Here is a 14,137-nt window from a genome sequence, read left to right as displayed (position 1 = left end):
AGTGAGCCTTGCGCGGAGTGATGTAGCTGCTGATGAACGCAGGGTTATTGGCCATGATCCGGGTGTAGACCTCGATGCCGAAGTCGACCCAGTCACGCATCAGTTCGCAGTAGTGATAGGTCGGGTGAGTCGGGTCGCCGTACCGGGCGTAGCTCTCGTGATAGCAGCCACCGGAACACAGGTTGCGGATATTGCAGTCGTTGCAACCGGTGTTGGTGCGGTCCAGCCGCTGGGACAGGAAGTCGTTCAACTCCATCTGTTTCACGCCACTGTGGACGTTGCCGAAGGTCGGCATCGAAGAGCCGGTGAAACGGTGGCACAGGTTCAGTTCACCCTTGTGATCCACCGCCAGCATCTTCAGGCCCGCGCCGCATGGCAGGGCTTTCTTGTGGCCTTCGTGGATGTCGGTGATCAGTTGGTGCAGGTTGGAGAAACCAATGTTGCGGTGCTCCAGCGCGGCTTCCAGGTAGCGCCGACCGAGGGCCTTCATGTTGGCGAACACCTGTACCAATTCTTCGCTGGTGAGGTTGAAGCTGCTGATGTCGCCGGAGGTCACCGGGGCAAAGCCGACTTCGGCAAACCCCAGTTCGTTGAACAGGTGATCCCAGATGGTTTCGACATCGGTGACGCCGGTGGTCAAGGTCACCCGAGCGCCCACCGGGCGGCTGTTGTAGCGCGACAGCAGCATCTCGGCCTTGCGCCGCACCACGTCGTAGGTGCCCTGCCCGCCCACGGTGATGCGATTGCGGTCGTGCACGGTCTTCGGCCCGTCGATACTCACTGACAAACCGAAGCGGTGGGCGTTGAGATAGTCCACGGTTTCTTCGGTGAGCAGCGTGGCGTTGGTGGTCATGACGAACTCGACGAACTTGCCAGCCTCGGCAAAACGCTTCTCGCAGTAATCGACCATGTACTCGATCAGCTTGCGATTGCTCAGCGGTTCGCCGCCGAAGAACACCACGGTGAAACGCTCTTCATCCGGGGATTCCTTGAGCAGCATCTCCACCGAGGCAATCGCCGTTTCGACATCCATCTTCTTGCCCGCTGACGGCTTGTCGAGGTCTTCCTTGTAGCAGTAGGTGCAGCTCAGGTTGCAGCCGGTGTTGACGTTGAGCACCACCGTATTGATGGCGGTACGCTCGACCCGCTTGGTGGCGATGTCGGGGGTCAGCGGCGAGCCGTCGCTGACCAGTTCCAGGGCCATCAGCTCACGCACCGTCTCGGTGATTTCCTCACCACTGAAACGCGCGGCCAGGCGCTGGATCAGGTCGTCCGAGGAACAGCCGGGGCCACGCAAGGTGTCGATGATGGTGCCCGTCAGTTCATCGCTGGCGAACAGCGAACTGCTGGGGATGTGGAACAGCATGCGGTCGGCATCAACGTGCACTTCGTGCAGGTTACGTTCGACCAGATTCAAGATAGCGCCCATGGCAAACCTCCTGTGCAAGCCCCTCTACACGGGGCTTGCGGTCATTCCGAAAAGTGTCTGAAACCGCAATCGATCAGCCAGCTTAAGGAATGGGTGGATTGTTCCAGCGTTGCACGGTCACGATCATGTGGCCTTCGCCGGTCAGGGATTTCCCCGCGTCGTCGACGGCGGCGATCACCTTGAGGTTGCCGGCATTGTTGGTGGACATTTTGCGCGCCGGGTTCGGCCCGGCATCGCCCGGGGTGAACACGCCCGCGTCAGCCTGCATGGTGCCGGCGTACTTGACGTCTTCGTCTTCCTTGGCGCGGTCGTCGAAGGCCTCGACCTTCCACTGCGCCGGGAATACACCGATGCGATACGGCTTGCCATCGGCGCCCTTGCCCCAGGCTTCGGCGTCGAAACGGCCCTGGACTTTCGGCGTCGAACCACCGCCTTCACCGATCCGCGCCACCGAGAATTCCGGTACCACTTTGACCGAGGCGATCTTGCTGTAGACCGACAGGCTCGGGCCTTTCACGGTGCCGACGGTGACCGCGCGCAGGCCCGGCTGTGCGTTGGCGGCGGCCTTGAGTTTGACTTTGATCTGCTCCGGACTCTGGGAGACGATTTCCACCACCTCCACGCCTTTGCCGAAGTTCGGCTTGCCGGTCAAGCCGCTGCCGATCAGGGTCACTTCGGTTTCGCTGCCGGCCTTCACATAGCCCGGTTGCACCGCCAGTAAACGCTGGGAACCCTGCTTGGCGGCAACGAAATCCAGGCCGCGCTCGTCATGCTCGGCCTCGAACATCCGACCCTGCATGGCATTGCCCTGGGCGGCGAATACCTGGCGCATGGTCACGCCGTCGATGGTCACGTTGCCGCGCCATTCATAGCCGGTGTAGAGAATCGCGCTGCCGTCGCCATTGAACGGCGTGCCGTCGGCGTATTGGCCTTTGACGCTAACCTTGAAGGTATCGCTGCCGTCGGCGCTGACGCTCATTACACCCGCCAGTTCGCCCTTGCCCGGCACGTGACCGCTGAAGCTCCAGTCACCCACCAGCGCATCCGACTTGGGCGCCACGCTCTGCCATTTCTTCCAGGCCGGGTTGTCCAGCGGATAACGCTTGGCCAACAGCGGCACCATCTCTTTGCGGGCGATATCGAACCAATCACGGTCACGGGCCAGGGCCTGATACTCCAGCGACGGCCATTGGCCGAGGTGGAAGTTCACCAGACGCTCCCACTCCTGGGCCGGACGGCGTTGCAAGGCCACCCGCGCACCGGAGTGGCAACGGCCACACATCTGACTGGTCTGGTCGTCGAACTGCTCGACCGTGTTGAGCCGACGCTCCATGGCATAACGCACGCCATCGGTTTCGCTCGGCGCCAGGCCTTGGGTGTCGGCCAGGTATTTGACCAGCGTCCGACGGTCTTCATCGCTGATCTGCAAACCGTGCATGGTCTGCATGCGGGCGATGCTCATCAGCCAGCCTTCCGGCGTCTTGCGCTGGTGGCTGATACGACTGAGGGCGTTATCGGCTTCGGGGGTGTGACAGCCCTGACAAGTTTCCTTGAGGATGGTCTGGGCGTCGCGGGCTGCCAGGCTGTAAGGCGAATGCAGCGCCACACAAGCGGCCATGGCCAGCAGACTGGCACTCAGGCCTGAACGGAGTTTTCTCTTCATCAACGTCGAACCTCGCACGGTGCTTTCTTATTTTTGTGGCTTATCGTTTTTTGGGTTTCTGCCGTCGGCGGCGGGCCGCTGACGGAGGCAAGAGAAACGTCTGCGATGAGCAATACACGGAGCGTGCCAGCTTGTGAATGTGTCGATTAATCAATGATTTGTAGAGTGTGGGTCGGGTTTTAACGGGGATATCGTCGGCGTTGCACGTTTAATTTCGCGACACGTGTTGCAACCTGAGACAAGCATAGACCGCCCTTCTGTGGGAGCGAGCCTGCTCGCGATGGTCGTCAACGATAACGATGGCTACCTGACACACCACTGTGTTCTCTCGTTCATCGCGAGCAGGCTCGCTCCCACAGTAGTCATGCCCGGTGTGCGCGGAGTCTCATGTCGTCGCAATTTGCGACGGTTGCCAACGTCTTGCTGATCCCGAAAATACTCGCCAAGCCTGTCCGCTCGGGCTTTCAACGGCGAAACCCACAACTGGCACACCCATTGCGAAAGACCTCGCCACACGAACAAGACGAGGTTTCAACATGTCGCTCCCCAACCTGCTTCCCGCCACTTCGGCGTTTATCCAGCGCGCCCCGCGCATGCTCATTGGCGGCGACTGGGTCGAGGCCGCCGATGGCCAGACCATGCCCCTGCACAACCCGGCCACCGGTGAAGTGCTGTGCGTGGTGCCACGGGCCACGCCGGAGGATGTCGACCGCGCGGTGCTTGCCGCACGTCAGGCTTTTGATGACTCGGCCTGGACCCGCACCCGCCCACGGGAGCGGCAGAACCTGCTGTGGAAACTCGCCGACCTGATGCAGCGCGACGCCGAGCAGCTGGCGCAACTGGAATGCCTGAACAACGGCAAGAGCGCGATGGTTGCCCAGGTGATGGACGTGCAGCTTGCCATCGACTTCCTGCGCTACATGGCCGGTTGGGCGACCAAGATCGAAGGTTCCACGGTCGATGTGTCCGCGCCGCTGATGCCCAACGATCAGTTCCACAGCTTCATCCGCCGCGAAGCGGTGGGTGTGGTTGGCGCCATCGTCGCCTGGAACTTCCCACTGTTGCTGGCCTGCTGGAAACTCGGCCCGGCCCTGGCCACCGGCTGCACCGTGGTGCTCAAGCCCGCCGACGAAACCCCGCTGACCGCGCTGAAACTCGCCGAACTGGTGCTGGAAGCCGGTTACCCCGAAGGCGTGTTCAACGTGGTCACCGGCACCGGTATCACCGCTGGCTCCGCCCTGACCCACAACCCGTTGGTGGACAAGCTGACCTTCACCGGCTCCACCGCCGTGGGCAAGCAGATCGGCAAGATCGCCATGGATTCCATGACCCGTGTGACATTGGAGCTGGGCGGCAAATCGCCCACCATCGTCATGGCCGATGCCGACCTGCCGAGCGCCGCAGCCGGTGCCGCCAGCGCGATTTTCTTCAACCAGGGCCAAGTCTGCTGCGCAGGTTCGCGCCTGTATGTGCAGCGCAAGCATTTCGACAATGTGGTGGCGGACATCGCTGGCATCGCCAACGCCATGAAACTCGGCAACGGCCTGGACCCAAGCGTCGAGATGGGGCCGCTGATCTCTGCGCGGCAGCAAGAGCGGGTTTATGGCTACATCGAGAAGGGTCGGGAAAGTGGCGCGACCATCGCCTGTGGTGGCGAACAGTTCGGGCCGGGCTTTTTCGTCAAGCCGACGGTGATTGTCGATGTCGATCAGAAGCACTCGCTGGTGCAGGAAGAAATCTTCGGGCCAGTGCTGGTGGCGATTCCGTTCGATGACGAAGCCGATGCGCTGCGTATGGCCAATGACAGCCCTTACGGTCTGGGTGCGAGCATCTGGTCGAATGATCTGGCGGCGGTGCACCGGATGATTCCGCGGATCAAGTCCGGTTCGGTGTGGGTCAACTGCCACAGCGCCCTGGACCCGGCGTTGCCGTTTGGTGGCTACAAGATGTCGGGGGTTGGGCGCGAGATGGGGTATGCGGCGATTGAGCATTACACCGAGTTGAAGTCGGTGTTGATCAAGTTGTAATCGCGGCGCCCTTTAGGCCGCCATCGCTAGCAGGCTAGCTCCCACAGTGGAATTGTGTCGTTCACAGATCCCATGTGGGAGCTAGCCTGCTAGCGATGAGGCCAGCCCTATCAACACAAGATTCACGGCTTAAAACCTTGGGCCAACAACCACCCCCTGACCATCCGCCCCTGCTCCACCGTCAACCCCGCCAACGCCTGCTCAGCCGGCTCTGTGCGCAACCGCCGCACCAACGGCGCCAGCTCCACCCCTTGCACATGCCAGATCCCCAACGGCTGATCCGCCGTGATCACCACCTCGGCCTCATCGACAAACCCATCGCGCAGCACCGGCGCCCGCTCGATGCGTAGCGCATCGAAGTCCGCCTCGGCATGAGCAACCTCAGAGTCTGGCCACTGCCGCCGAGCCAGCCAGAACGGCAATTCCCGCCAGCGCTGCTCATCGGCATAAAAATCCCGACCAATGCGCGCGAACCGCAAGAACAACTGCTCCACCCGCTGTTGATGAAATCGCTGGGCCAACTCGGCGCGCTCGGGTTTGCGCAGCAAGGTGTTGATCACCGTTGGCGCCTGCAACGCCGAGGACAACGATTGAAAGATGCCATTGCCCGACAGCGGGTCCACCGCCATCGCCGCATCCCCAACCCGAATCCAGTTCTCGCCACACACCTGCAGGCTCAGGATCGCGGTGCTGCTGCGGGCGTGCAGTTGCAGGTCGATCTCTGGCTCGCCGCCAAAAAAGGCTTGAGCCAGCGCCGATGCCTGACGCCGCTGCCGACAGTAGTCGAGCAACTGCGCCTTGCCTGGCAGTTCGGCGCTGGCCACATCCACCGTCCATTGCCAGTAGCACTGACCGTCGGCCCGCCGCGCCATCCATGCCCAACCGTCAGCGAGACTTTCCACGGCGCTGGCTGTGGTACCCAGCGCGCCTTGCCAGCGATTGAGCAGGCTGACCGTCTCCGGCCCGCGCATGCCTTTACCGAGAGCCGGAGTCTGGCGGCCGCGGGCTTCCACTAGAAAGTCCGCAATCAACGGCTCACGTCCGTCGATTTCGACTCGATGGTCTGCTGCGCAACTGTGGACCGACAGCACCCGGCCTTCGATCAGCTCAACCCCGGCCACCCACAAATCTTCCCGCAGGCCGCGATCAAAGGTCGGCCGATCCAGCAGAAACTCGATGTTCTGCGCGTGCTGCTGGCCATTCCAGTTGACCTGTCGCTGCGACGGCAATATCGCCTGCGCCAGCCCGTGATGCAGCCCTGCCCCGCGCAGCGCTTCCAGCACCCGCTGGGAAACCCCTTCCAGCGCGGCAAAGCGGCGCCACTCGCTGATCAGCGTGACGGCATAACCCAGTCGCCGCAGCCCCAACGCCACCGCCGCACCCGCCGGTCCCGCGCCAAGAATCACAATCCTGGTCATGGCCCGGATCGCCGTTCAGGGCCACGATGGCGGGCGTTGTCCCGTAGATAGTCGATGACCTGTTGATTGCTCGCCTCGGGCTGCTCCACCAGAAACGCCGCGATGTGCCCGCTCAATGCCGCGCAACCGAGACTGGCGCCGGACTGCCCCGGATAAGTGCCATGCACACACGCGGCGAAATCCGCCTGGGCGCTGTTGAGCCATGACCATTCAAGTTCGGCGCAGCGTGCGTCGCCAGTGACACGCAGCACCTGTGGATAATTCGCCGGATACACGCCTTCGCCTTGCGCCGGGCTGGACGCGCAGAGCAGCACACCGCGCGTCACCGCTGCCGCGCAGGCCTCACGCAACAGGCTGCGGTCCTGCCGTAAACCGAGGCTCAAATTGATCAGGCGCACGTCCTGCGCCACCAACCAGTCAATCGCCGTGGCGATCTGCAACGCACTGGTAACGCCACGCTGGTCGAATACCTGGGCCACGCAAAACAATGCCGATGGTGCACGTCGGCCGATGGCTTCGATGACCGCGCTGCCATGGCCCAGCGGATCGTCGCGCAAATCGCTTTCGGCGAGCCCGTCCTCCACCAGCGAAAAGCGCCGCCCGGCGATCACCTGCACCCGCTGCGCCGCCGAGTGCCCGCTGTCCACCACGCCAATGCGCAACTCAGGCTTCATGCAGCACCGTCTTCGAAATCAGCACACCGTCGAGCAACTCAAAACGCAGATCGGCATCGGCCAGGGTCGAAGGACGATGGCTGATCAGGATCCGCGTGCGCCCGGCGAACAGGCGGTCGATGGCCTCGATGACTTCGCGCTCGGTGGCTTCATCCACCGCCGAAGTGGCTTCGTCGAGGACCAAAATCAGTGGGTCTTGCAGCAGTGCGCGGGCAATGGCGATGCGCTGTTTTTGCCCTCCGGACAACTGCTGGCCGCGCTCGCCCAATGGGCTGTCGAGGCCTTCGGGCAAAGACGCGATCAGGCTGTCGAGCTGCGCCAGACGCGCCACTTCGGCAATCGCTTCGCGACTGGCATCCGGCACCGCATAGGCCAGGTTATCGGCCAGGCTGCCACGGAACAGCACGATGTCCTGGCTGACCACGGCGATGCGCCGACGCAACTGGAACAGGTCCAGTTCGCGCACGTCCACTTCGCCCAACAGCACCCGCCCTGACTGCGGATCATGGTGGCGTTGCAGCAGGTCGATCAGGGTCGATTTACCCACGCCGGAGCCACCGCTGAGGGCGACTTTCAAACCGTAGGGAATACGCGCTTCGATACCGCGCAATGTCGTCTGTCGACCGGGATGGCTGAAGTGCACATCGTCGAAACGCAGCTCGCCAGATTCCGGCATCGGCTTGGGTGTCGCGGGCGTGAGCACGGTCGGCTCCTCACCGCGCAACTCCATCACCCGGCCGAGGCTGACGGTCATGCGCTGAATTGCCACATAGAGCCCGAGCAAACTTTGAACCGGCCCGACGGCCATGCCCAGATAGGTGGAAAACGCGATCAACGCGCCCAGTTGCCAGGTGCCCTGCACCACCCAATAACCGCCGATCAGAAACGCACAGGCCCGGGACAGCGAGGTCAATGTGCCGGGCACGGCCTGGGTGAAAAACTCGGTGACTTGCAGGCGCAACAACTGGCTCATGTAGCCCTGGCCCAGGCTTTCCAGGCGCCGGGCTTCGCGCTGTTGCTGACCAGCGGACTGGATGAACTTCATCACCGGCAGCGTCTCGACCATGAACGACGACATGTCCGCCGAGCGCTCGCGCAACTGCCGCACATCACGCTCAACCTTGCGTCGCATCCAGCGCAGCCAGATCACGTCGAGGGGAATCAACACCAGCGCCAGCAGCGAGAGTTTCCAGGACAGCGTCAGCAGCATGGCGATTGCCACCACCAGACCGATCACGCTGGACACCGCCGAGAACAGCGAGTCCACGGCAAAGCGCTGGATTTCCGCCACATCGCCATCCAGGCGCGACATCAAATCGCCGATGCGCCGCTGGCCGTAGAAGCTCGGCGAAAGGGTCTGCAAGTGTCGATAGAGGTCATCGCGCAGGGCAAACAGCATGCGCCCGGACAGACGCGTGTGCAGATAACGGTTGATCCCCGACAGCGCCGTGCCGAGCAAACCGGCGACTATCATCAGCCCGGCGATCAACACCAACATCGGGAAGTTGCGCGCCAGCAGGCCATCGTCGATCAGCAGTTTGGTCAGCCACGGCTGCACCAGCACCAGTGCCGACGCACAAACCGAAAGCCCCAGCAGCCCGGCAATCGCCAGCCGATGGGGGCGCACGAAACTGTAGAGCCACTGCAACGATGCATGCAGGGCTTCGGGGTTGTGGCTGTCGATCAGCCGAACGATCAGGCGGCGCATCACGAACGCAACTGTTTGAGCTTGCGATACAGGGTCGCGCGGCTGATGCCCAGGGCATCGGCGGCGGCCGAGACGTTGCCCTGATGGCTGTCCAGGGACTGGCGGATCATCTCCAGTTCGTTTTCCCGGATGCTGCCGGACTGTGGGCGTTCACCGGCGGTGAGTTCGTCGAGCATGCTGTCAGGCAAGTGATCGAGCGTCAGGACGGTTTCCCCTGGTTCGCGCATGGCCAGCGCAGTGCGCAGGACCATCTCCAGTTGGCGGATGTTGCCCGGCCAGTGATAGCTGCCGAGCAGGCGGTTGAGGTCGTCATGCAGCTCTACGGTTGGCGCGTCCAGCTTGGTCAGCAGGCGACTGACCAGCGCGCCGAAATCTTCTCGTTCGCGCAAGGCCGGGAGCACTACGCTGATGCCGTTGACCCGGTAGAACAGGTCTTCACGAAAGTGCTTGTCCTCCACCAATCGCTTGAGGTCGCGGTGGGTGGCGCAGATCAGTGCAACGTCGATGTCCTGCTCTTCGCCAGCGCCCAGCGGCGCGACCTTGCGGTCCTGCAACACGCGCAACAAACGCGCCTGCAACGCCAGCGGCATGTCGCCGATTTCATCGAGAAACAGCGTGCCGCCATGGGCCTGTTGCAAGCGACCGACCATGCCGCCACGGCGCGAGCCGGTAAACGCACCTTCACGGTAACCGAACAGTTCAGACTCGATCAGGCCTTCGGGAATGGCCGCGCAATTGACTGCCACAAAAGGTTTGTCGCAACGGGTGCCAGCCATGTGCAGGGCACGGGCGATGACCTCTTTACCCGTGCCGGTTTCACCCAGGAGCAAAACCGGAAGCTCATTGGCCAGACCTTGCCGGGCCATGCGCAGGGCTCGGGCATAACGGGTATTGCTCCCGGCCAGAGACTCAAGATCCGGTTGCGGTTTAGGGGGTTTCGCCACGCTACGCGCTGGGCTGCTGACATTGATCGAGCGTTGCGGCGCGCGCAGGGTCCTGTAGAAGAATTCACCCTTGGCGGTCTGCAGGCTGCCGGCGCCGCCCTGATGCAAACGCGCCAACAATTGCAGGCCATCGACCCCGAGAAACTCCTCGCAACGCCGACCGACCAGCGCTGAGCGCTCGGCATGCAGCAACTGGCAGGCCTGGGCACTGACCGCAAGAATCTGCCCGCCGAGGCTGACCGCCAGCAAGCCTTGCCAAGGGGATTCGAGGTATTGGCGACGACTGTGAAACGCCAGGACGATTTCGTCCGGGTAACTGGCGTTGAACACCCGGCTTTCGATTTGGCTGACCGCCATCGCCAGCAACGCGGTGCTGTCGTGGGCGCGACCCAACGGGCCTTCGCGGGTCAGGTCGAGCACGCCGAGGATGTCGCCCTGAGGGCAATGGATCGGGACCGAAGTGCAGGAAAAATCGCTGAGGCGATCCAGGTAATGTTCGCCGCAATCGATCAGGGTTGGCCGTGCTTCCACCAGCGCGGTGCCCAGGGCGTTGGTGCCGCGCGCGGCTTCGCTCCAGCAGGCGCCGAGGGTGATGTCTTGCAAGCCGCTGCCCTTGAGGCGATCGGCGCGCCCTTCGACGGCGAGGATGGTGGCGTCGGAGTTGGCGAGGATGATCAGCCCTTCCTTGCCCTGACGCTCGGCCAGGTAATCGATGGAAGGCAACGCGGCGTCGATCAGCAGGCGATTGCTCGCCAGCAGTATGTCGACGCTGGCACTCGATTCCAGCGCCAGCTCATGCTTGGCATTGAAATGCACGCCATGGCTAAGGCTGCGTCGCCACGAGGCATCGATTTCGGCGCGCAGGACGCCATCGGGCACTTCGCCTTCCAGATGCAGCTTTTCCCGGGCCAGCCGGGCTTCGCGATGCAGTTTGGGGGAGTTTGTTTTTATTAGCGTCATCAAGCGCTCCGGGTCGTCCGCCCTGCGCCTTCATGTTTCGGCGCCCTGAAACATCTTGACGTTAACGTCAGGGCGATGGCAAGTGCCTTACGGCGTTTGTGTTCTGGCAGGTGGATCGAGTTATCGTTCATCGCGGGCTTGCTCGCAGCGTATCGCCGCACGATCGAGCGTGCAGGCCGCCATGGCGGCGGCAACGCAACCAGTCTGATAGATCGGTTGCGTTTCAGCTGCTACGCCTTCGCGGCCTCGTCGATCAACGCGGCCACCTCTGCCGCGTGGGAGGCCAGCGACGCATGGCTGGCGTTCAGCGTGATGACCTTCTTCGCCCCGAGCCGGGACGACATCTGTTTCTGGTTATCCGGGTGGATCATGCGATCCTCGCTGGAAATCTGATACCAGGACGGTTTGTTCCGCCACGCCGGTGCGCTGATTTCATCGCCAAAGGTACTGGCCAGCGGTGCCTTTTGCGTAACGGCCATCACCAGTGCGTCATCCGCCGGCAGATCCTGACAGAAGCTTTCATGGAATTTGTCGGCCTTGAGCCAGAGAAAGCCGTCGCTGTCCGGCGCAAGGTTCGGTGCGGCGGCGGGCAGATGCTGCTGGGTGAGGCCGCCGGGGCTCTCGCCCTTGTCCGGGGCGAACGCGGCGATGTACACCAATCCGACGACATTCGGTTGATTGCCGGCTTCGGTGATGACTGCCCCACCATAGGAGTGCCCGACCAATAACACCGGACCATTCTGCTGGGCGATCATTTTGCGTGTGCGTTCGGCATCGTCGGCCAGGGAAGTGAGTGGCATTTCCACCGCATGAATATCGGTGTATCCCTTTCGCGACAGCTCAACAATGACCTTGCCCCAGTGCGCAGCTCCGCCCCAGAACCCGTGCACTAATACAATCGACGGCTTGTTGCTCATGTCCCTGCTCCTGTTCTTGATGAAAGTGAGGGTGTAATCGGCGCAGGAAGTATGGAACGATTGTGGCGAACCCGTGATTTGGCAGACCGAAGGCGACCATTGTGCATCCGGCCGAGATGATCTTTCTCGACAGTTTGCAACGCTGCCTGCATCCGTGATGCCTGTGCTGTGAATTCCTTGATGGTTTAAACGTGAGGGTCGCCCGGAGCCTTGGCCGGCGCGGCGTATTGCGGCTTGAGATGCCCGTCCTGATCGAGCAGCCAGGCGTCCATGATTTCCCTCACCACGGGCCCTGCGACGCGGCCGCCCGCCTCGCCGTTCTCGATCATCACCGAAATCACAATCTTCGGGTGTTCGGCCGGAGCGAAGCCGACGAACAAGGCATTATCGCGATTGCGTTCTCGGGTCTTCTCGCGGTTGTAGCGCTCGCCCTGCTTGATCGCCACCACTTGCGCGGTGCCGCTCTTGCCGGCAATCCGATATTGCGCGCCCGCCGCCGCGGCCCGGGCAATCCCGCGAGCATCGTGCATCACCATCTGCATGCCGTGATTGACCTGTTCCCAGTCACGCGGGTCCTTTAGCAATATGTTTGGCATTGGGTGCTCATCCACCGGCGCGACGCCGTCAACGGTCTTGGCCAGGTGCGGACGGTTCCACACGCCTTTGTTGGCAATCAGTGCCGTGGCCTGGGCCAATTGCAGCGGCGTGACCTGCATATAGCCCTGGCCGATCCCAAGGATCACAGTCTCTCCCGGGAACCACGGCTGACGGCGTGTGGCGCGTTTCCAGGCTTGGGATGGCATCAGACCGGAAGATTCTTCGTACATGTCCAGGGAGACTTTCTCTCCTAAACCGAACATCGCCATGTAGTCATGCAGACGATCGATGCCCAGCTTATGTGCCAGGTCGTAGAAGTAGGTGTCATTGGAACGCATGATCGCAGCGTCCATGTCCACCCAACCATCGCCGCTGTGGTTCCAGTTGCGGTATTTGTGATCGAAGTCCGGCAATTGGTAGTAACCCGGATCGAAGACCCGGGTCTGCGGCGTGACGATTCCGGCGTCGAGTCCGGCAATCGCGACTTCCGGTTTGATGGTTGACCCTGGCGCGTAGAGCCCGCGCAGCACACGATTGAACAGCGGCCGGTCGATGGAGTCGCGTAGCGTCGAGTACTCCTTGGAGCTGATGCCGGTGACGAACAGGTTCGGATCGAAGCTCGGGTTACTGACCATGGCCAACACTTCACCCGTCGACGGATCAAGGGCGACTACCGAGCCGCGACGATCACCCAGCGCTTGCTCAGCGGCTTCCTGAAGTTTGATGTCGAGGCTCAGTACAATGTTTTCACCGGGAACCGGGTCGGTGTGCTTGAGCACTCGCAAAACGCGCCCTTGGGCATTGGTTTCAACTTCCTCGTAACCCACATGGCCATGCAGTTGCGACTCGTAGAATTTTTCGATCCCGGTCTTGCCGATCGATTGAGTGCCACGGTACTCGACCGTATCCAGGACCTTGGACTCTTTCTCGTTGATACGTCCAACGTATCCGACCGAATGCGCGAAGTGCTCGCCCAGTGGATAGTGCCGAACGAACTGCGGCTCGACATCGATGCCCGGCAAACGGAACTCATTGACTGCGAGCACGGCGATCTGTTCTTCGCTGAGCTCATAGAACAGCGTCACGGGTACAAATGGATGCCGCGCCTGCTTCATCGCCTTGTCGAACGACGTGCGATCTTCAGCTGGCAGATGCAGCAGGCTGACGACCTCGTCCAGCTCTTCATTGACATTGGAGGCGCGTTCACGAGTGATGGTCAAGTTGTAGCTGGGGCGGTTGTCTGCCAGGACCACGCCATTGCGGTCATAGATCAACCCTCGGGTTGGGGTGATCGGCAGGACATGGACGCGATTGTTTTCGGAAATGGTGGAGTGATAATCGAATTCGACCACCTGCAGAACATACATACGTATGACCAGCGCACAGGTGATTGCGACAACTAACGAGGCGCAGGCCAGCAGTCTTTTGTTGACCAGGCGCGTCTCTTTTTCGTGGTCTTTGATCGGGATCGGTTGGGGCATTTCTGGAGCAACTCTTTAAAAAGAAGATGCCAGTCCGTGGGCCGCAAATCAGTCCCTTAAAAAAACGAGCTGCACCATACCAAAACTGCACGGTCACTTTAGTGAGATTTTTTTAACGACGGTGCTGGAGCAGCGTAGTGGGCATGCCTTAGCGCTTTTCTGAGGACAAAAACAAAACCCCTACCTGCATACGCAGATAGGGGTTTCGGAATTTAATCTTGACGATGACCTACTCTCACATGGGGAAACCCCACACTACCATCGGCGATGCATCGTTTCACTGCTGAGTTCGGGATGGGATCAGGTGGTTCCAATGCTC

9 protein-coding genes and 1 rRNA gene are annotated in these 14,137 nt (G+C 61.6%); 1 reads left to right on the top strand and 9 read right to left on the bottom strand.

Going from position 1 to position 14,137, the window contains the following annotated elements; all coding sequences use genetic code 11:
- Positions 1-1,429, bottom strand: a 1,429-nt coding sequence (gene peaB, locus ACRESJ_RS03595) for a quinohemoprotein amine dehydrogenase maturation protein (protein ID WP_431756675.1), incomplete at its 3' end; no start/stop codon positions are given.
- 82 nt (positions 1,430-1,511) lie between these two features.
- Positions 1,512-3,092 (bottom strand): quinohemoprotein amine dehydrogenase subunit alpha, encoded by a 1,581-nt coding sequence (gene peaA, locus ACRESJ_RS03590; protein WP_431756674.1) that lies wholly within the window; start codon positions 3,090-3,092, stop codon positions 1,512-1,514.
- Positions 3,093-3,628: 536 nt separating this feature from the next.
- Here peaA and ACRESJ_RS03585 point away from each other — a divergent pair.
- Positions 3,629-5,119 (top strand): aldehyde dehydrogenase family protein, encoded by a 1,491-nt coding sequence (locus ACRESJ_RS03585; RefSeq protein WP_431756673.1) that lies wholly within the window; start codon positions 3,629-3,631, stop codon positions 5,117-5,119.
- 122 nt (positions 5,120-5,241) lie between these two features.
- Here the strand turns inward: ACRESJ_RS03585 and qhpG are convergent, their stop codons facing one another.
- From qhpG to rrf, 7 genes are all read right to left on the bottom strand, one after another.
- Entirely contained in the window at positions 5,242-6,537 is a 1,296-nt protein-coding gene (qhpG, locus tag ACRESJ_RS03580; protein ID WP_431756672.1) for a flavin-dependent monooxygenase QhpG, read from the bottom strand.
- The gene (gene qhpE, locus ACRESJ_RS03575; protein WP_431756671.1) at positions 6,534-7,211 is read right to left on the bottom strand and encodes a subtilisin-like serine protease QhpE; all 678 of its coding nucleotides are present in this window, start codon (positions 7,209-7,211) and stop codon (positions 6,534-6,536) included. The genes qhpG and qhpE overlap by 4 nt, the downstream gene beginning before the upstream one ends.
- A complete protein-coding gene (locus ACRESJ_RS03570; protein WP_431756670.1) occupies positions 7,201-8,919 on the bottom strand; it encodes an ABC transporter ATP-binding protein in 1,719 nt (572 codons plus the stop codon). The genes qhpE and ACRESJ_RS03570 overlap by 11 nt, the downstream gene beginning before the upstream one ends.
- Positions 8,919-10,823, bottom strand: coding sequence for a sigma-54-dependent Fis family transcriptional regulator (locus ACRESJ_RS03565; RefSeq protein WP_431756669.1), 1,905 nt, complete (start codon positions 10,821-10,823; stop codon positions 8,919-8,921). Before ACRESJ_RS03565 ends, ACRESJ_RS03570 begins: the two co-directional genes overlap by 1 nt.
- A gap of 230 nt (positions 10,824-11,053) precedes the next feature.
- On the bottom strand, positions 11,054-11,740 hold the full coding sequence (locus ACRESJ_RS03560; protein WP_431756668.1) for an alpha/beta hydrolase: 687 nt from the start codon (positions 11,738-11,740) through the stop codon (positions 11,054-11,056).
- Between the two features lie 185 nt (positions 11,741-11,925).
- Entirely contained in the window at positions 11,926-13,818 is a 1,893-nt protein-coding gene (gene mrdA / locus ACRESJ_RS03555; RefSeq protein ID WP_431756667.1) for a penicillin-binding protein 2, read from the bottom strand.
- A gap of 216 nt (positions 13,819-14,034) precedes the next feature.
- Positions 14,035-14,137 (bottom strand): 5S ribosomal RNA (gene rrf, locus ACRESJ_RS03550); the annotation flags it as partial.

Source organism: Pseudomonas sp., assembly GCF_050739655.1.
In the GTDB taxonomy this organism is placed as follows: Bacteria; Pseudomonadota; Gammaproteobacteria; order Pseudomonadales; family Pseudomonadaceae; genus Aquipseudomonas.
The sequence above is the reverse complement of the archived record's forward strand: the minus strand, read 5'-3'. Positions and strand labels throughout refer to the sequence as shown.

What these genes read in the sequence shown, in the direction of transcription:
- peaA (WP_431756674.1), bottom strand. Translation starts at nt 3,092, where the DNA reads ATGAAGAGAAAACTCCGTTCAGGCCTGAGTGCCAGTCTGCTGGCCATG.
- ACRESJ_RS03585 (WP_431756673.1), top strand. Translation starts at nt 3,629, where the DNA reads ATGTCGCTCCCCAACCTGCTTCCCGCCACTTCGGCGTTTATCCAGCGC.
- qhpG (WP_431756672.1), bottom strand. Translation starts at nt 6,537, where the DNA reads ATGACCAGGATTGTGATTCTTGGCGCGGGACCGGCGGGTGCGGCGGTG.
- qhpE (WP_431756671.1), bottom strand. Translation starts at nt 7,211, where the DNA reads ATGAAGCCTGAGTTGCGCATTGGCGTGGTGGACAGCGGGCACTCGGCG.
- ACRESJ_RS03570 (WP_431756670.1), bottom strand. Translation starts at nt 8,919, where the DNA reads ATGCGCCGCCTGATCGTTCGGCTGATCGACAGCCACAACCCCGAAGCC.
- ACRESJ_RS03565 (WP_431756669.1), bottom strand. Translation starts at nt 10,823, where the DNA reads ATGACGCTAATAAAAACAAACTCCCCCAAACTGCATCGCGAAGCCCGG.
- ACRESJ_RS03560 (WP_431756668.1), bottom strand. Translation starts at nt 11,740, where the DNA reads ATGAGCAACAAGCCGTCGATTGTATTAGTGCACGGGTTCTGGGGCGGA.
- mrdA (WP_431756667.1), bottom strand. Translation starts at nt 13,818, where the DNA reads ATGCCCCAACCGATCCCGATCAAAGACCACGAAAAAGAGACGCGCCTG.